Annotated in this window: 20 protein-coding genes; 13 read left to right on the top strand and 7 right to left on the bottom strand. The window is 43.9% G+C overall.

All coding sequences use genetic code 11. The features are described from left to right. Window positions 1-2 precede the first annotated feature (2 nt). Window positions 3-764, top strand: coding sequence for a 23S rRNA (guanosine(2251)-2'-O)-methyltransferase RlmB (gene rlmB / locus BO18_RS02140; protein ID WP_051688445.1), 762 nt, complete (start codon window positions 3-5; stop codon window positions 762-764). Between the two features lie 43 nt (window positions 765-807). Here rlmB and sigH read toward each other — a convergent pair whose 3' ends face one another. The 3 genes from sigH to BO18_RS02125 all read right to left on the bottom strand — a co-directional run bounded on the left by sigH (window position 808) and on the right by BO18_RS02125 (window position 3,248). Beyond that, the gene (sigH, locus tag BO18_RS02135) at window positions 808-1,425 is read right to left on the bottom strand and encodes an RNA polymerase sporulation sigma factor SigH (RefSeq protein ID WP_034443200.1); all 618 of its coding nucleotides are present in this window, start codon (window positions 1,423-1,425) and stop codon (window positions 808-810) included. 33 nt (window positions 1,426-1,458) lie between these two features. Then, window positions 1,459-2,592: a hypothetical protein gene (locus BO18_RS02130; protein ID WP_034443198.1), complete on the bottom strand. Its 1,134-nt coding sequence runs from the start codon at window positions 2,590-2,592 to the stop codon at window positions 1,459-1,461. A gap of 107 nt (window positions 2,593-2,699) precedes the next feature. Further along, the gene (locus BO18_RS02125) at window positions 2,700-3,248 is read right to left on the bottom strand and encodes a Crp/Fnr family transcriptional regulator (protein WP_034443196.1); all 549 of its coding nucleotides are present in this window, start codon (window positions 3,246-3,248) and stop codon (window positions 2,700-2,702) included. Between the two features lie 147 nt (window positions 3,249-3,395). On the opposite strand from BO18_RS02125, the gene BO18_RS02120 reads away from it, so the two are divergent. The 7 genes from BO18_RS02120 (at window position 3,396) to BO18_RS02090 (ending at window position 8,829) form a co-directional block, all read left to right on the top strand. After that, window positions 3,396-3,860, top strand: a complete 465-nt coding sequence (locus tag BO18_RS02120) for an ATP-binding protein (protein WP_034443194.1) — start codon at window positions 3,396-3,398, stop codon at window positions 3,858-3,860. 318 nt (window positions 3,861-4,178) lie between these two features. Beyond that, window positions 4,179-4,742, top strand: coding sequence for a hypothetical protein (locus tag BO18_RS02115; RefSeq protein ID WP_034443191.1), 564 nt, complete (start codon window positions 4,179-4,181; stop codon window positions 4,740-4,742). Window positions 4,743-4,893: 151 nt separating this feature from the next. Then, complete coding sequence (gene rpmE, locus BO18_RS02110) at window positions 4,894-5,100, top strand: 50S ribosomal protein L31 (protein ID WP_026654342.1); 207 nt, start codon at window positions 4,894-4,896, stop codon at window positions 5,098-5,100. Window positions 5,101-5,203: 103 nt separating this feature from the next. After that, complete coding sequence (locus tag BO18_RS02105; RefSeq protein ID WP_034443188.1) at window positions 5,204-6,199, top strand: DUF1385 domain-containing protein; 996 nt, start codon at window positions 5,204-5,206, stop codon at window positions 6,197-6,199. Further along, on the top strand, window positions 6,189-7,031 hold the full coding sequence (gene prmC / locus BO18_RS02100) for a peptide chain release factor N(5)-glutamine methyltransferase (protein WP_034443186.1): 843 nt from the start codon (window positions 6,189-6,191) through the stop codon (window positions 7,029-7,031). The genes BO18_RS02105 and prmC overlap by 11 nt, the downstream gene beginning before the upstream one ends. A 246-nt stretch (window positions 7,032-7,277) precedes the next feature. Then, on the top strand, window positions 7,278-8,354 hold the full coding sequence (prfA, locus tag BO18_RS02095; protein WP_034443184.1) for a peptide chain release factor 1: 1,077 nt from the start codon (window positions 7,278-7,280) through the stop codon (window positions 8,352-8,354). A 115-nt stretch (window positions 8,355-8,469) separates the two neighbouring features. Then, window positions 8,470-8,829: an Hpt domain-containing protein gene (locus tag BO18_RS02090; RefSeq protein WP_051688444.1), complete on the top strand. Its 360-nt coding sequence runs from the start codon at window positions 8,470-8,472 to the stop codon at window positions 8,827-8,829. Between the two features lie 2 nt (window positions 8,830-8,831). Here BO18_RS02090 and BO18_RS02085 read toward each other — a convergent pair whose 3' ends face one another. Continuing rightward, a complete protein-coding gene (locus BO18_RS02085) occupies window positions 8,832-9,296 on the bottom strand; it encodes a DUF5721 family protein (RefSeq protein ID WP_051688443.1) in 465 nt (154 codons plus the stop codon). 150 nt (window positions 9,297-9,446) lie between these two features. Between BO18_RS02085 and BO18_RS02080 the strand changes: the two genes are divergently transcribed. Beyond that, on the top strand, window positions 9,447-10,469 hold the full coding sequence (locus BO18_RS02080; protein ID WP_034443180.1) for a substrate-binding domain-containing protein: 1,023 nt from the start codon (window positions 9,447-9,449) through the stop codon (window positions 10,467-10,469). Window positions 10,470-10,483: 14 nt separating this feature from the next. On the opposite strand, the gene BO18_RS02075 is transcribed toward BO18_RS02080, so the two are convergent. From BO18_RS02075 to BO18_RS02065, 3 genes are read right to left on the bottom strand one after another with little or no spacing between them, the layout of a single operon-like run. After that, window positions 10,484-11,209 carry a LytR/AlgR family response regulator transcription factor gene (locus tag BO18_RS02075; protein WP_034443178.1) on the bottom strand — a complete coding sequence of 242 codons (726 nt, stop codon included), beginning with the start codon at window positions 11,207-11,209 and terminating at the stop codon, window positions 10,484-10,486. A 13-nt stretch (window positions 11,210-11,222) separates the two neighbouring features. After that, a complete protein-coding gene (locus BO18_RS02070) occupies window positions 11,223-11,477 on the bottom strand; it encodes a DUF1294 domain-containing protein (protein WP_330379525.1) in 255 nt (84 codons plus the stop codon). A 45-nt stretch (window positions 11,478-11,522) separates the two neighbouring features. Then, window positions 11,523-12,746: an argininosuccinate synthase gene (locus BO18_RS02065; protein WP_034443174.1), complete on the bottom strand. Its 1,224-nt coding sequence runs from the start codon at window positions 12,744-12,746 to the stop codon at window positions 11,523-11,525. Window positions 12,747-12,961: 215 nt separating this feature from the next. On the opposite strand from BO18_RS02065, the gene argC reads away from it, so the two are divergent. The 4 genes from argC to argB are packed head-to-tail and all read left to right on the top strand — an operon-like array spanning window position 12,962 to window position 16,641. Then, a complete protein-coding gene (argC, locus tag BO18_RS02060; protein WP_034443172.1) occupies window positions 12,962-14,014 on the top strand; it encodes an N-acetyl-gamma-glutamyl-phosphate reductase in 1,053 nt (350 codons plus the stop codon). Between the two features lie 13 nt (window positions 14,015-14,027). Beyond that, on the top strand, window positions 14,028-14,471 hold the full coding sequence (locus BO18_RS02055) for a GNAT family N-acetyltransferase (protein WP_034443170.1): 444 nt from the start codon (window positions 14,028-14,030) through the stop codon (window positions 14,469-14,471). Window positions 14,472-14,482: 11 nt separating this feature from the next. Continuing rightward, complete coding sequence (argJ, locus tag BO18_RS02050; RefSeq protein WP_034443169.1) at window positions 14,483-15,706, top strand: bifunctional glutamate N-acetyltransferase/amino-acid acetyltransferase ArgJ; 1,224 nt, start codon at window positions 14,483-14,485, stop codon at window positions 15,704-15,706. Window positions 15,707-15,750: 44 nt separating this feature from the next. Then, window positions 15,751-16,641 (top strand): acetylglutamate kinase, encoded by an 891-nt coding sequence (gene argB / locus BO18_RS02045; protein ID WP_034443167.1) that lies wholly within the window; start codon window positions 15,751-15,753, stop codon window positions 16,639-16,641. Window positions 16,642-16,662 lie beyond the last annotated feature (21 nt).

Below are 16,662 nucleotides of genomic sequence, written 5' to 3'. Positions count from 1 at the left end.
AGATGGATAAGGAAAAAGAAATTACCGGAATAAATGAAGAGAAAATAGAGGGCAGAAATGCCGTAATAGAGGCTTTTAGGTCAGGAAAGACCATCGACAAGATCTACATTCTTGATGGCTGCCAGGATGGACCTGTATCCACCATCAGACGTGAAGCCAAGAAGCAGGGCTGCCTTATAAAGTTTGTAAACCGTGACAGACTTGATCAGATGTCTGACACAGGGAAACACCAGGGCGTCATTGCTATTGCTGCAGCTTATAAGTACTCAGAAATGGAGGATATCTTTGAGCTGGCAAGTGCAAGGAATGAAGATCCCTTCGTGTTTATTCTTGATGAAATCGAAGATCCACATAACCTTGGGGCTATCATCAGAACGGCCAATCTTTCCGGAGCCCATGGAGTTATCATTCCAAAGAACAGGGCAGTAGGACTTACAGCTACTGTGGCTAAGGCTTCTGCCGGAGCTCTTAACTATACTCCTGTTGTAAAGGTTACTAACATAGCAAATACCATTGAGGACCTTAAAAAGAGAGGCTTATGGTTTGCCTGTGCTGATATGGGCGGAGAGACCATGTACAAGCTTAACTTAAAGGGTGCGATCGGACTTGTTATTGGAAATGAAGGAAGCGGAGTTTCAAGACTTGTAAGAGAAAAGTGCGACATGATAGCATCAATTCCTATGAAGGGTGACATTGATTCACTGAATGCATCTGTTGCTGCCGGAATCCTTGCTTTCGAAGTAGTAAGACAGAGAATGATGTAAAATAAGGGCTGGCGCCTCAATTTTGGGACGTCAGCCTGATTTTTTAGTGCTTGAGATATTTTTTTAGTTTGGAGCGAACTCTCTGCATGGCGTTGTCAGTGGATTTTTCATCCCTGCCAAGGACTGCAGAGATTTTTTTTACGCTCATTCCTGTGATATAAAGGTCAAGGACCTGCCTCTCCAGGTCACTTAGTTCTTTTTCAATCTCATCTTCAAGGGTCCGCAAACTCTCCTGGTCGATAACGTATTGCTCGGGGACAAAGTTGGGGTCTGCCTCCAACATATCCTCTAAGGGAATATCCATTCCTGCATCCAGGTCTTCGCGGCTTGCATAGATGGAGATGTAGCTGTTTAATGGGCCGTGCTTTTTCCTTGCCTGGGACTTGATGGCAGAGTACATCTGCCTTGAAATGCAAAGGTCAGCAAAAGTAGAGAAGCTGGCATCCCGACCACAGTCATAGTCGCGGATGGCCTTGAAAAGACCTATCATGCCTTCCTGGATAAGGTCATCCTTATCAGCTCCAAGGATATACATTGAATTGGCCTTTTTTCGAACCAGCTCCTTATATTTGTTCATTATGTAATCTACAATAGCAGGCTCATCGCCGTCGTGAATACGGACGATGAGCTGCTCGTCATCAATATCACTATATTTGCTCATGTTTCAATGATACCATACTTTTTATCTTAGAGTTTAAGCGAAAATATCAATACCCATGGAGGGGGCTCCGGAACCATAAGCGCTAGGGATGGTTACTGTTACAGGTGATATTCCTCCGGATAATGCATTACCCGGCAAAAATGCTCCGCTTCCGGATGTTATGTTAATTCCTGCGATGCCTTTTTTCTCATACTTATCCATGATGGACTTAAGATATTCACCGTCAGCCTTGGCGATTTCCTTCATCTCCTTGGTGCGGTGCTTAAGCTTAAGCATCTTAAGATCGGACTCTGACATGTTGGGATCAGGAGCAGCAATGGTGTTTGCCAGATCATCAAGGTTAAGGTCCTCAAGCATTTCCTTCATGCCTTCCGAAAGCTCATTCATCAGCTGATCCATGGAAGTCATTGAGCTTTCCTGTATTTCGTCCATTTGATCCTGCATCTGGACTGCCAGCTCTTCCATACGAAAGGCTATGGCATCCTGGGCATCCTGGACTAATTCATGCAAGCTAAGTTCAAATTCTTCAGGGTAGTAGACATCGGGATCAAGGCCTTCGTCCCCGTTCATTTCTTCCTCGGAAAGTTCATCTTCAGATTTTTCTAGTTCCTCGTCCTGATTCTGCTCATCCTCAGTTTTCTCTTTTTCTTCAAGGCCTCCCATTGCGGATTTATGACCTCGTTCTATCATTTCCTCCTGCTCTAAGTGAGCGAGTTTTTTCTTTGCTATGCGCTCCATGGACTTGGCGTGATCAATGGAGATCTGGATCTCTTCATCGTCATACTCGCCGCTGGCCTGGAGCTTTTTAAGCCGCAGCACCTCACGTCTGGCAGCGGTGACAGCCATTCTTGCACTGTTAGAGTTTTTGCTGGTGATGATCTGGGAGGAGATCTTTTTGAAGTTATACTGGAGCTTTTTCTTTTGCAGAGAAGCTTCTTTTGCCTTGGATCTGGACACCCTTAAAGAATCAGCGTAGCTTATACTCTGATTTACAACACTGTCTTCTTTTTTGTCCTGAACTCGCTGCTGATGCTCAAAGGCGCGCATAGAAGAACCGGTAGTTCCGGATAAATCATTACGGGCGCTATCGGCCCATTTATCCGCCTGGTTCTGGTTTCTGTCTCTGATAGAAGCGTATATTAAATTGGCATTCATGCCTACGCTCATGATCGTCCTCCGTGACGTTAAAGATTCCCTCAATCCGTTATGGGAATAGTTATGGCTTTCTAACCTTTATTTCGGCATTTTTCAAGTAAACTTTATACCTGGCGATATTATTTTTTGTCGCCACCCTGGCTTCCCATGAAGTACATTTTTCCTCTCATACCAAGGCCGTTGGGATTGTAGAGACTCTGGAGCAGTTCTTTCTTCATGTCTTCAAAGCTGTCCTCATCCTTTTTGGTGTAGGAGTTGATCTCATCGCTAAGAGCCATGATCTGATGCTGCATGATCGCCATGGTATGAGCCATGTTCTTCATGATCTGGAGAGCACTGGAGTGGTTTTCCTGGATGAAATTGCCCATGCGATCTTCTGTGACCCTTATGGCATAGACATCAGAGTAGGCTATAACTGTATAGATTGACGGAGCTTTTAATAAAAGGCCCAGCTCACCAAAGCAGGTTCCGGGGCCTACAATTCCAAGAAGAACCTCCTTGTCTGTTCCGTAGCCTACATACATTTCAGCCTTTCCCTGTATTATCTTGAACATATCGGGATTGACGTCACCTTCCTTCAGGATAAGTGATTCCGCAGGAAAAGAAACTATGGCCTTTCCGGCAAAAGAATTGTCGCTGATAGTACTCTTTTGATCTATATCACCCATGAAGCACCTCCTAATAGAAAGAATGATGACCTTTTGTCTTGTCTTCTTAAATTATACAATATTTATACGTGATTTCGAAAAAAAGAATAGAAATATGATACAATATAGTTCACAGCAACTGATGATTATTTTTGTTGGAAAAAGCTGATGGACAAGAATTCAAAGGAAATTCAATACAGGCTGGATATTGATGCTCATGTTGATAACCTTCCCAAGGTGATAGATTTTATTGACAGGATAATCAGCAGTCTGAAGGTTTCACAGATAGAGCTTTCCCATATCTTTATTGTGGTGGAGGAACTGTTTGTGAACATAGCCAGCTATGCCTACAAGGATAAGGGTAAAGTTGGCAGAGCATCCCTGATCGCAAAGCTATTCCCCAAGGATAATTCCATAGAGATCACCTTCATTGACTCCGGAGTGCCGTACAATCCATTGGAAAAGCCAGATCCCGATATAACCCTTGACGCCTGCAAGAGAAAACAAGGAGGACTGGGAATCTTTTTCGTTAAGAAAAAAGTCGACGAAATGCTCTATAACTTTGAGAATGGCCAGAACATCCTTACCATCAGAAAGAAATTTGAAGTACCTTCAGAGGATGAAGACGAATAATCCTAGTTGGCTCCAAGCTATTTTATGCGTTTGTCGGCTACAGCGATATGCTGATCATCATTCAGGCCGATTTTTTCTGGTCTAAAAGCTCTCTCTAACTCTTAATTGTCGGCTTAAAGAATTATCATAAGTTTATAAAGCCGAAATACTACCCCAAAAACAGCTCAACCAAGCTAAAATATGCTTAAAATATCGGCCGGGCATTAAACCAATATTGTTCTAGGCCGAAACCAATAACTTTTTGGGGATTTTTGGAGTAGCAATCCATGTTTCTTGGAATCTTTATGAATTTGTTTACAGCTTGAAGCAGCCGGTGAAGTGATTATTGATGATAGCACTGATGAAACAGGCGGAAATTCTGATAACACTAATAATCCAGTAAATACCGATAATTCAAACGCTTCTTCAGGTGGAACAACGCCTCCTCCAAATACCGATAATTCAAACGCTTCTTCAGGTGGAACAACGCCTCCTTCAAATAACGATAATTCAGTGCCTCCTTCGCCCGTCAGGATCATAACCGGGGGATCAGATAATGGTTCTTCAGGAAATGAGACAGCGGAGCCATCAAGGGTATTGTACCTGAATATCGCTGGCCTGACTCCTGCCCAGATGAAACAGGCAATCATTGATAATATCAGGTTGACTCCATCCGGTGGAGTTCTTAGAATTGTATCAGATATGATGTCCTGCTTTGACAGGCAGATCCTGGAAGCCTTTGATGAAAAGGGAGATATAGATATAGAACTGTTCTTCCCTGAAAGCAACGCCGCTGACAGCAGACAGATGCGTGCATTCATCCCTCGTGGTGTTGACATCGAAGTACTGCTGGATGAAAAGGGCTATTGCGGTTTCTTAAGACTGGCAAGTATACTGAATTAAAAAGTCCTTGCCATATAAAAAAGAGTGTGCTATAGTTATATAGCTGTTGTGAAACAGTAACCGTGAACAATTTTATGTCAGGTACGAAAAGTACTGACAACGTCTGTCGGAAACAGATGAAGTATTGAAGATATAGTGAGGTGAGAAAGAAATGAGACAGGACATTCAGCCAGAATTCCATCAGGCAACTGTTACATGCAACTGCGGTAACACATTTACAGTAGGATCAACAAAGAGCGATATCCACGTAGAAATTTGCTCAAAGTGCCATCCTTTCTATACTGGCCAGCAGAAGGCTACAGCTGCTCGTGGACGTATTGATAAGTTCAACAAGAAGTACGGCATGGACAACAAGTAATTTTAGATTGGAAATGACAAGTAGGAGGTTGAGGCAAGTAGCCTCGACCTCTTTTTCTTTGATAGAATAGTAAGATAATAAATTAGTTTTGGGTGGTTACGGTATGAACAGACGTAAGAGAAAGATCAGACACTACTCAGGAATAGGCGGACAGGCAGTTCTTGAGGGAGTAATGATGAAGAACAAGGACATGTATGCTGTGGCAGTTCGTAAGCCCGATGGCGAAGTTGCTGTTGAGGTGGATGAATACCATGGTCTGGCCTATGGAAGCAAGCTCCTTAACATTCCTTTTGTAAGGGGGGTGTTCGTATTTTTAGATTCACTTATTCTTGGGCTTAAGTCCCTTAATTTCTCCTCTTCCTTCTATGAGGAGACCAAGGAAAAGCCAAGTAAGCTGGACGAAGGCATTGAGCAGGTATCAAACGGACACGAAGATACCTTCCTTATGGTGTTTACAACACTTATTTCTTTTGCCTTTGCAATAGCTCTTTTCATGATTCTTCCATATGCTCTTTCAGAGGTTATCTCCAAGTATGCCAGAAATGACTCTTTGGTGGCTATTATTGAGGGTGTATTAAGGATATTGATATTTATCCTCTATATACTGCTAATTTCAACGATCAAGGATATTAAGAGGCTTTTCATGTATCATGGTGCCGAGCATAAGTGCATCAACTGTATCGAAAAGGGAAGACCCCTTACTGTCCACAACGTTAAAAAGAGCTCCAGACTTCACAAGAGATGCGGAAGCAGTTTTATTCTCTTTGTAATGCTCATAAGTATCGTACTTTTCTTCTTCATCAGGATTGATTCCTACGTGTGGCGCGTGGTGATAAGGCTCCTTCTTATCCCTGTCATCTCCGGAATCTCCTACGAGCTCATAAGACTTGCAGGAAGGACCAATTTCTTCCTGGTTAGATGGATCTCAGCACCGGGATTATGGCTTCAGAGACTCACAACAAAAGAGCCTGATGAGGATATGATAGAAGTTGCCATCAGATCTGTAGAGGCAGTATTTGACTGGAAGGAGTTCCTTAAGGATTCCTTCGGCTATGAGATTGATGAGAGCTGGCTTCAGGACGAGGAAAATGAAGTATAAGGATTGTTTTGAAAACGCAACAGAAATATTAGAGAGAGCCGGAATTGCAGAAGCTAAGCTTGATGCCCGGCTCCTTTTAGAATACGTATGTGAAACGGACCACAGTGCGCTTATTGCCCATCCCGACAGAGAACTTACGGAAAAAGAAAAGTCGGCCTACGACGAGTTCATCAAAAGAAGAGCAGACAGGGAGCCGGTTGCCTATATCCTTGGCAGCTGGGATTTCATGGGGATTAACTTTAAGGTAACAAGTGATGTGCTTATCCCTGAGCAGGACAGCGAGTTCCTGGCCGAGGAAGCCCTTCGCTACATGGAGGACGGCTTCAAGGTTTTAGACCTTTGCACCGGATCAGGATGTATCGGCCTTACCATTTTGAACTTCACAAACTACACTACAGCCGTGTGTACAGATATTTCTGAGACGGCTCTGGCTGTAGCTAAGGAGAACGCAGAAAGGCTTGGACTATCAGATCGAGTTGAGTTTCTTCACACCGACCTCTTCCCCGAATCCATGGAGAAGAAAGCCGATATCATAGTCTCCAACCCGCCTTACATCAAAACATCTGTTATTGAAACCCTCGCTCCTGAGGTAAAGGACTACGAACCCCGCTTAGCTCTTGACGGATCCGAAGACGGCCTCGTATTCTACCGTCGTATCATAGAAAAGGCACCAGACTACCTTTTCACCAGTGGCTACCTGATTATGGAGATCGGCTTCGACCAGGCAGATGAAGTTAAGGCACTTCTTGAAAGCGCCGGCTGTTATCATGACATTGAGGTTGTTAAGGACTTCTCAGGAAATGACAGAGTAATCAAAGCATGCTATTATTAGTTGCCTTCGATGTACATATGCTAATGATATGAACTTAGATAAGGCAATTTTTTTTGAATAAATGTAGTGTTGGTCTACGATACAGGTCTGCAGAAAAAGTATGCTGCAGATTCGATTGTAGCTCTACGGAGATAAGACTGGCTCCCAGCCAGGCTTATCGGAGTGTTCAGAGCTATGAGAATCAAAGCATATTTTTCTGCAGGCCTGACAGTAACTTAGAACACACATGAACACAAGGAGAAATCCATGTTTGATAAATTAGAAGACATTTTAAGACGGTATGAGGACATCACCATGATGCTGGGCGATCCATCGGTGGTTTCAGACCAGGAGAGGTTCAGGGCCCTGATGAAGGAGCAGAAGAACCTGGAGCCTTTGGTGGAGTGCTACAACAGATATAAGAAGTGCAAAGAAACCATAGAAGAGAGCCTTTCCATGCTGGACGAGGAAAATGACCCTGAAATGAAGGAGATGCTCAAGGAAGAGCTATCTGACGCCAAGGATCAGCTCCCGGCACTGGAAGAGGAGCTTAAGATTCTTTTGCTCCCTAAGGATCCTAACGATGAGAAGAACGTTATCGTGGAGATCAGAGCAGGTGTTGGCGGAGATGAGGCAGCTCTTTTTGCAGCAGATATGTACAGGGTCTACACAAGATATGCTGAGAGACAGGCATGGCGTGTTGAGACCATGAGCGTTGAGGATATCGGCATCGGTGGTATTAAGACCGTAAGCTTTATGATAAAGGGAAATGGCGCATACTCCAGACTTAAATTTGAGAGTGGAGTACACAGAGTTCAGAGAATACCTGCCACAGAATCTGGCGGAAGAATCCATACTTCAGCCATAACAGTTGCTATTATGCCTGAGGTAGAGGACGTGGAAGTGGAGATTGACATGAACGACTGTAAGTTCGATGTGTTCCGTGCTTCCGGAAACGGCGGACAGTGCGTCAATACAACGGACTCCGCTGTAAGACTGACCCATTTGCCTACAGGAATCGTTATTTCCTGTCAGGATGAAAAGAGTCAGCAGCAGAATAAAGCAAAAGCCCTTAAAGTACTTCGTGCCAAGCTCTTTGAGATGGAGAGTGCAAAGCAGCACAATGACGAGGCAGAGCTTCGAAGGAGCCAGGTTGGATCAGGAGACCGTTCCGAGAAGATAAGAACCTACAACTTCCATCAGGGAAGAGTTACTGATCACCGTATCGGACTTACTCTCTATAAGATAGATCAGATCATGGACGGAGATCTGGATGAGATAATCGATTCCCTTATTGCAGCTGATCAGGCAGAGAAGCTTGTGGCAATGGGAGAACAAGTCTAAAAATATAATAAAAAGAACTTCTATCCGTTGCTGAGAAAAATGAATTGTTGTAAAATCTATTTATAGTATAAATATTACTCGGTTTTTCGATATTCTTTTAATCGGACGGAGGCTTATGGACGCTAATTTCAAGGCTGAGTTAATTGAGTGGGGCGTAGACTGGAATGAGATTCTCGACAGATTCATGGGAAATGAGGATCTGATCGCCAAGTTTATGTTCAAATTCTTGAACGACCAGAGCATGAGTGATCTTACCCAATATCTGGCAGAGGGGAATGTTTCTGAGGCCTTCAAGGCTGTGCATACTCTTAAGGGAGTAGGCGCCAACCTGGGACTTAAGGGATTCCTTACACCTGTGTGTGAACTGACAGAGATACTTCGTGCCGGTTCCATGGACGGGTACAAGGAAAAGTATGATCAGATCAAGCCAAAGTATGATCAGCTGATCGCAATATTACAGAAATATCAGACATAGTGCTACATTAAATCTGTTTCTATACCATTTGATTCTAAGAAGCTTGGGATGAATTCATCCCAGGCTTTTTCTGCGCTTTTATCCATAGTGAAGATGTTAGTGGACATTCCTGTGGTGATTATTATCTGTCCCTGGCTGAGTTTTATATTTATACCTAAATTCAGCTGATCCGGAGAAATATCCATATCTACTCCTGCAAGAAGCTTTTCCTTAGCTTCCTGTCCCAGGTGAAGAACAAACTTAAAACCAAGGGGAGTCTGTTTACCTTTTATGAGATCAAGGCATATTGGGCGAATTTTGCCCCAACTTGAGAAGTCACCTGAAGGTATCTGCTCAGGATCTAAAGATGTATCTTTATAAAAGTCTTTATGGATCCTGCCATCAATTGTGAAGGTATTAAAGGTTTCGATAATAGCTTCCTCCACCAGATAAGCATCAAACATATCTGTAGTAAGGAACTTTGCCATGAAGTTTTTCTGCTGTGTGATTTTAATCGCTATCATAAGTTAATTATAGATTAATAGTTTTTTTGCTGCATTAATAATTTTATGTATTTTTATTCAATGAAATAGGATATAATACTAATAGCAGCGTCAACCAGCTTGTAGGAGTTTCATATGGCAAAGAGTGTAAGGCTAAAAGACATTGCTGACAGAATTGGCGTCAGTACAGTAACTGTTTCTAAGGCTCTGTCGGGGCAAAAGGGCATGAGCGAAGCCTTAAGGGAAAGAATTCATTCCCTTGCCGGTGAGATGGGGTACGTTCCTTCAGTGTCAAGGAAGGCGGAAGCAGGCACTAAGAATTACATCATAGGGCTGATAATTTCAGAGCAGTATGTGGATGATTACAGCTCTTTTTATTCAAGACTCCATCAGCAGGTATCTCAGCTGGCTATGGAAAAGGGATGCTATTCCATGCTTGAGATTCTAAGCACGGAGGCAGAAGAAGAGTGCAGGATTCCAAAGCTTATCAGTGATAAGAAGGTTGAGGGACTTATGATAATCGGGAAACTGAGTGAAAAGTACCTTGAAACCTTGAAGACCCAGTGCGAGATTCCAATGATCTATCTGGATTTCTGTTATCATACAGGCAATGAAGATGCAGTTGTGGCTGACAGCTATAACGGAGCCTATTGCCTGACTAACTACCTCTATGAAATGGGGCACAGGAATATTGCCTTTGTGGGCACTGTCCTGTCATCGGGGACCATTACAGACAGGTATTTTGGTTACAGGAAGTCTCTTTTGGAGCATGGAATTGACTTTAAAGAGGAATGGCTTATTCCTGACAGGTGTGAGGCGGATAAGGTCACTGATGGAAGCAAGTTCATTAAGCTTCCTGAGAAGATGCCAACTGCCTTTGTTTGCAGCTGTGATCTCACTGCCACAGTTCTTATAAAGAAACTTGCAGAAAAAGGCTTAAAGGTTCCTGAAGATATTTCCATAGTTAGCTTTGACAGATACATTTATCCAAGACTTGGGGATATTAAGCTTACAACCTATGGAGTAGACTCCTACGAAATGGGAAGAAACGCAGTTCTTAATCTTATCAGAAAGATAAGTAAGGAGAGATATCGCCAGGGTGTCCTTATTCTTGAAGGACACATGGTTGAAGGAGAGAGTGTAAAGAAAATAGGGTGAAAAGAAAGAGTTCATCATTTGTTGATGAACTCTTTTGTTTTCTTAATAGCATTCCTGTAGGTGAAGGCCACGGGAAGTGTTTCTCCGTTATCCATTTCCACCTTTCCAAAGGATGTCTTTTTTACGTGATTTACATTTATGAAGGTGTTGTCGTTGACGGGACACATCTGATCGAAGATAGCTCCGCATTCATCGTAGAAATTAAGGATATCTGCCAAGATGGCAACGATCTGTCCGTCTGTCAGGTAAACGTGGAGCTCATTCTTAGCTCTTTTAACAAAAATGATGTCGTCCCCCTTGGCGTAAACTGTACCCTCGCGGCTTCTGAGCTCTATTTCAGGCTCGCCCTCAACTGTCTGTTCCTTGATCATGTCCACCATGGCGGTTATCTCAGCTACCTTGATGGGCTTGTCCAGAAAATAGATATTAGGGGCATCTATATTTGCTTCCTCCATAAGGAGTTTGTAGTCGATGGAGGAGGTGCACATTATGATAGGGCGGTAGATGCCGGCTTCAAGGAGCTTTTTCATGACTTCAAAGCCGTTTATGGGGCTTCCAACCATATCTACGAAAAGTCCATGATACATCTGGGGATTGTGAAGAAATGCCTCCACGTTCCCAAAGGAGTCAATGTAGATGCGCTCTCCGGTCTCTTTGAAGATACGGTCAGATTGTCTTCCGAGAAGCCTTTCTGTCTGCTTTCTGTCAGCTATATTGTCGTCGCATACTGCTAAGTGCATACCCTGTACCCCATTACATAAATTTAAAATCAAGCGGACTGAGAATCAAAAGAACGGCTAGTGCCACCTGTAATACTAATATTATAGGCATTCCCAGCTTAAAATACCAATGTTTTGTCTTATGTCTGAACAGGTACATACCAAGGACACTGCCAAGGCTTCCGCCCATGATTGCAATCGTAAAAAGGGTCGCCTCGGGGATTCGATAGGCGCTACGCTGAGCTTTCCTTTTATCAATTCCCATCAAGGCGAACCCTAAGATGTTCATTACTATAAAATATCCGGCAAAAAAGAAGATGGACTTCATCTAATATTATTTGTTCTTCTCAACTTCCTGCATCTTCATAGCGCGAACCTTTGATGAAAGTCCGAAGAGATTGATGAAGCCTTCAGCATCGTGGTGATCGTAGAGGTCTCCGGTCTTGAATGATGCGATGCTCTCGTTGTAGAGAGAGTATGGAGACTTTGTACCTGCCTTGATGATGTTGCCCTTGTAGAGCTTGAAGGTAACTTCACCGGTAACGTACTTCTGTGTTGATTCGATAAATGCCTGCTGTGCTTCGCGAAGAGGAGTGAACCATTTCCCTTCATATACTAGATCGGCAAACTTGTTGCCCATATCTTTTTTCATTGTATAGGTATCACGGTCTAAAATCAACTCTTCAAGCTGCTGATGTGCCTCGTAGAGGATAGTTCCTCCGGGAGTCTCATAAACGCCACGGCTCTTCATGCCTACTACACGGTTCTCAACGATATCAACAATTCCGATTCCGTTCTCGCCGCCCAGCTTATTCAGGGTACGAATGATATCGGACACCTTCATCTCTTTTCCGTTAACGGACTTTGGAATTCCGCCTTCGAAGGTCATTGTAACGGTTGTTGGTGTGTCAGGAGCTTCTTCCGGAGTCTTGCCAAGAACAAGGAGATGCTTGTAGTTGGGCTCAAGGGAAGGATCTTCAAGCTCCAGGCCCTCATGGGAAATATGCCAAAGGTTTCTGTCACGGCTATAGCTTGAGTCAGCTGAGAATGGAAGATTGATTCCATGCTGACGGCAATACTCGATCTCTGACTCACGGGAATCCATTGTCCACTTGTCATTTCTCCAGGCTGCGATGATCTTGATGTCCGGTGCCAGAGCCTTGATACCAAGCTCGAAACGGATCTGGTCATTTCCCTTACCTGTAGCACCATGGCAGATAGCAACAGCGCCTTCTTTTCTGGCAATCTCAACCAGCTTCTTTGCGATAAGAGGACGAGCCATTGATGTACCAAGAAGATACTTGTTCTCATAAACAGCATGAGCCATTACGCAGGGAACGATGTATTCGTCGCAGAACTCATCAACTACATCTAATATGTAGAGCTTACTTGCGCCGCAACTCTTAGCTCTTTCGTCAAGACCGTCAAGCTCTTCTTCCTGACCGCAGTCGATACATACACAAACAACTTCGTAATCAAAGTTCTCTTTAAGCCATGGAATGATAGCTGTAGTATCAAGTCCACCTGAGTAAGCGAGTATTACTTTTTCTTTAGCCATAATAGATTTCCTTCTTTCTTTTTTGCTTCATTTTTCAATGTTGGCTCTAATATAAACCTAAAATGTATAAAATGCAATAGTAATTTGCATAAATATTTAAATATTGACAAATATTTGCATATTTATTTAGGAAAGCTATTGCATTATTCATTTAGCGGACGTATACTTAAACAAATTTGTTGCATCAGACAGTTAATGAAAGGACCGGGAATACTATGATAAAGGTAGGAATCATCGGAGCTACAGGCTATGCAGGAGCGGAGATCGTAAGACTTATTCAGGGACATCCTAAGGCGCAGGTTGTGTGGTACGGCTCCAGAAGTTATATAGATGAAAAGTACAGCAGCATTTACGGAAATCTCTTTAAATTAGTAGATGCCAAGTGCCTGGACGATAACATGGACGAGCTGTCAAAAGAGTGCGACGTCATTTTTACAGCTACTCCCCAGGGCCTGTGCGCATCTCTTGTTAATGATGAGATCCTTAATAAGGTAAAGATTATTGATCTTTCTGCTGACTTCAGATTAAAGGATGTTTCCGTATACGAGAAGTGGTACAAGATAGAGCACAAGGCTCCACAGTATATAGAAGAAGCTGTGTACGGTCTTTGCGAGATCAACAGGGACAAGATAAAGGGGGCAAGGCTTTTAGCCAATCCCGGATGCTACACCACCTGCTCGATCCTCACGGCCTATCCTCTGGTAAAAGAGGGACTGATCGATCCGGACACTCTTATTATAGATGCACTTTCCGGTGTTTCCGGTGCCGGTCGTGGAGCGAAGGTCGCAAACCTCTACTGCGAAGTCAATGAGTCAGCAAAGCCCTATGGTGTTGCCAACCACAGACACACTCCCGAGATCGAGGAGCAGCTTGGCTACGCCGCAGGAAAAGAGCTACTTCTTAACTTCACACCTCATCTTGCTCCTATGAACAGGGGAATCCTTGCAACTGAGTATGCAACTCTTATAAAGAAGGACGGCGATCTTCCTACAAAAGCAGAAGTTAGGGCAGCATACGAAAAATACTATGGAAAAGAGCACTTCATAAGACTTCTGGATGATGGAATCTATCCTGAGACCAGATGGGTTGAAGGTAGCAATTTTGTCGATATTGGGTTTAAAATTGATGAGAGAACAGGTCGTATCATAATGATGGGCGCAATTGACAATCTTGTGAAAGGTGCAGCAGGACAGGCAGTTCAGAATATGAACATAATGTTTGGACTTGAGGAAAACACAGGCCTTGACCTGGTTCCATTATTCCCATAAAGAGGTGATAGCTTTGGTTCGTGTAATGACATGTGAAGATTACGATAATGTGTATGCCCTTTGGAAATCTATTCATGGATTTGGAATGCGCTCCATGGATGATTCCAGGGAAGGCGTTGAGAGATTTTTGAAAAGAAATCCTACCACCAGTGCAGTGTACGAGAAGGATGGAAAGATAGTGGGTGCTATTTTATGTGGCCATGACGGCAGAAGAGCCTGCTTATATCACGTATGTGTTAGTGAAGAGTACAGAATGCACGGAATAGGCAGAAAGATGGTGGAGTTCTGCTGCAAGCAGCTTGAAAAGGAGCAGATCAACAAGGTCTGCCTAAATGCTTTTGTTACCAACGTGGTAGGTAATAAGTTCTGGCAGAAGATGGGCTGGACTCTCAGAGAAGACCTTAACTACTATGATTTTGCACTGAATGAGGGAAACCTCACAGTATTTAATAAGTGATTGGAGGGAACATGAAGCAGATAGAAGGCGGTGTTACAGCTGCAAAGGGATTTCAGGCCAGCAGCTGCGAAGCAAACATAAAGTATCAGGGAAGGACAGACATGGCCTTTGTCTTTTCCCAAACTCCCTGTGTAAGCGCAGGAACTTTTACTTCAAACGTGGTTAAGGCAGCCTGTGTCCAGTGGGATATGAAGATAGTAAAATCCGGAGAGCCCATGCATGCAGTGGTTGTTAATTCAGGAATTGCCAATGCCTGCACCGGTAAGGAAGGCTTTGATGCCTGCGAGGCAACAGCCAAGGCTGTGGAAGCAGCTCTTTCGGTTCCATTTGAGTCTGTTGCTGTGGCTTCTACCGGAGTTATCGGAATGCAGCTTCCTGTGGATAAGCTGGTAAATGGTGTAAATACCATGAGTAAGACTTTAGATGGAAGCCTTGAGGCCGGAACAGCTGCTTCAAAGGCTATCATGACCACAGATACTGTTAATAAGGAAGTGGCTGTAAGTTTTGAGATTGGCGGAAAGGAAGTTACCCTTGGTGGAATGAGCAAGGGCTCAGGCATGATCCACCCCAATATGTGTACAATGCTTGCGTTCCTTACAACAGATCTTTTCATAAAGAAGGACCTGCTTCAGGAAGCACTTTCAGAGGTGGTAAAAGACTCTTTTAACATGATAACAGTTGACGGAGATACCTCCACAAATGACACCTTACTGATAATGGCTAACGGAGAGGCTGGGAACCCTGAGATCAGTTCAAAGGGAAGCGACTTTGAGACCTTTAAAGAGGCCCTGGACTTTGTTTGCAAGTTCCTGGCAAAGAAGATGGCTGCTGACGGCGAAGGTGCTAGTAAGCTCTTTGAGGCAACGGTTGTCGGGGCTAAGAGCAAGGAGGATGCAAGGACTCTTTCAAGGGCAATTGTTGGCTCAAACCTTTCAAAGGCTGCTATTTACGGCTGTGATGCCAACTTCGGAAGGTTCCTGTGTGCTATGGGCTATTCAGGAGCACAGTTTGATCAGAATGATGTGGAGCTGTACTTTGAGAGCGTCAATGGAAAGCTGAAGGTCTTTGATAAGGGAACACCTATCGTATTTGATGAGGATGAGGCCCTGAAGATAATGAAGGCTGACGCTGTTACTGTTTTTGTAAACATGAATGAGGGAGATCAGGAGGCTACAGCCTGGGGATGTGATCTCACTTATGATTATGTAAAGATTAACGCAGATTACAGATCTTAATGCCTGTTGCAATGTAGGAGCGCAGATTGAAGGAGGAGAGTGACATGGACAAGGATATGCAGGAAGTACTGAAGAAAGCGGAGGTGCTGGTTGAGGCCCTTCCTTATATACAGAAGTTTAATCGCAAGATCATCGTTGTGAAGTACGGCGGAAGTGCCATGAGCAACGAGGAGCTGCAAAAGAATGTCATTACGGATGTGACTCTTTTGAAACTGGTTGGCTTTAAGCCTATCATCGTACATGGTGGCGGAAAGGCTATCAGTTCCTGGGTTAACAAGGTTGGCAAGGAGGCGGAGTTCGTCAACGGCCTTCGTGTCACAGACTCTGAGACCATGGAGATTGCAGAGATGGTTCTTTCAAGAGTCAACAAGCAGCTAGTGACCATGGTTCAGGAGCTGGGAGTTAAGGCCATCGGTATAAGCGGTAAGGACTCAGGACTTTTGCATGTTACCAAGAAGTTTTCCGGCGGACAGGACATAGGCTTTGTTGGGGAAATTGACAAGGTGGATCCAAAGGTTTTATATGACCTTCTTGATAATGACTACCTTCCGATCATTGCTCCTATCGGCCTTGACGACAACTTTGATACCTTCAATATCAACGCTGACGATGCAGCCTGCGCTATAGCCAAGGCAGTTGGTGCTGACAAGCTGGCATTCCTTACAGATATCGAGGGCGTTTACAAGGATATAAAAGACCCTTCTACCTTTATTTCAAGGCTTACCTGCTCTGAGGCAGATGCCCTGATCGCCAGTGGAAACATAGGCGGAGGCATGCTTCCTAAGCTTGGCAACTGTACGGATGCAGTAAAAGGCGGTGTAAACAGAGTCCACATCCTGGATGGTAGAATCCCACACTGCCTGCTTCTTGAGATCTTTACTAATAAGGGTATCGGAACCATGTTCATGCCTGACGGTGATGAGCTGGCTGGTTGATGTGAACTTTGATCTTAGGGC

The organism is Butyrivibrio sp. AE2032 (assembly GCF_000702965.1).
The sequence above is the reverse complement of the archived record's forward strand: the minus strand, read 5'-3'. Positions and strand labels throughout refer to the sequence as shown.

Excerpts from the sequence above, each read along its gene's own strand:
- rlmB (WP_051688445.1), top strand. The coding sequence starts at position 3 with ATGGATAAGGAAAAAGAAATTACCGGAATAAATGAAGAGAAAATAGAG.
- sigH (WP_034443200.1), bottom strand. The coding sequence starts at position 1,425 with ATGAGCAAATATAGTGATATTGATGACGAGCAGCTCATCGTCCGTATT.
- BO18_RS02130 (WP_034443198.1), bottom strand. The coding sequence starts at position 2,592 with ATGAGCGTAGGCATGAATGCCAATTTAATATACGCTTCTATCAGAGAC.
- BO18_RS02125 (WP_034443196.1), bottom strand. The coding sequence starts at position 3,248 with ATGGGTGATATAGATCAAAAGAGTACTATCAGCGACAATTCTTTTGCC.
- BO18_RS02120 (WP_034443194.1), top strand. The coding sequence starts at position 3,396 with ATGGACAAGAATTCAAAGGAAATTCAATACAGGCTGGATATTGATGCT.
- rpmE (WP_026654342.1), top strand. The coding sequence starts at position 4,894 with ATGAGACAGGACATTCAGCCAGAATTCCATCAGGCAACTGTTACATGC.
- BO18_RS02105 (WP_034443188.1), top strand. The coding sequence starts at position 5,204 with ATGAACAGACGTAAGAGAAAGATCAGACACTACTCAGGAATAGGCGGA.
- prmC (WP_034443186.1), top strand. The coding sequence starts at position 6,189 with ATGAAGTATAAGGATTGTTTTGAAAACGCAACAGAAATATTAGAGAGA.
- prfA (WP_034443184.1), top strand. The coding sequence starts at position 7,278 with ATGTTTGATAAATTAGAAGACATTTTAAGACGGTATGAGGACATCACC.
- BO18_RS02090 (WP_051688444.1), top strand. The coding sequence starts at position 8,470 with ATGGACGCTAATTTCAAGGCTGAGTTAATTGAGTGGGGCGTAGACTGG.
- BO18_RS02085 (WP_051688443.1), bottom strand. The coding sequence starts at position 9,296 with ATGGCAAAGTTCCTTACTACAGATATGTTTGATGCTTATCTGGTGGAG.
- BO18_RS02080 (WP_034443180.1), top strand. The coding sequence starts at position 9,447 with ATGGCAAAGAGTGTAAGGCTAAAAGACATTGCTGACAGAATTGGCGTC.
- BO18_RS02075 (WP_034443178.1), bottom strand. The coding sequence starts at position 11,209 with ATGCACTTAGCAGTATGCGACGACAATATAGCTGACAGAAAGCAGACA.
- BO18_RS02070 (WP_330379525.1), bottom strand. The coding sequence starts at position 11,477 with ATGAACATCTTAGGGTTCGCCTTGATGGGAATTGATAAAAGGAAAGCT.
- BO18_RS02065 (WP_034443174.1), bottom strand. The coding sequence starts at position 12,746 with ATGGCTAAAGAAAAAGTAATACTCGCTTACTCAGGTGGACTTGATACT.
- argC (WP_034443172.1), top strand. The coding sequence starts at position 12,962 with ATGATAAAGGTAGGAATCATCGGAGCTACAGGCTATGCAGGAGCGGAG.
- argJ (WP_034443169.1), top strand. The coding sequence starts at position 14,483 with ATGAAGCAGATAGAAGGCGGTGTTACAGCTGCAAAGGGATTTCAGGCC.
- argB (WP_034443167.1), top strand. The coding sequence starts at position 15,751 with ATGGACAAGGATATGCAGGAAGTACTGAAGAAAGCGGAGGTGCTGGTT.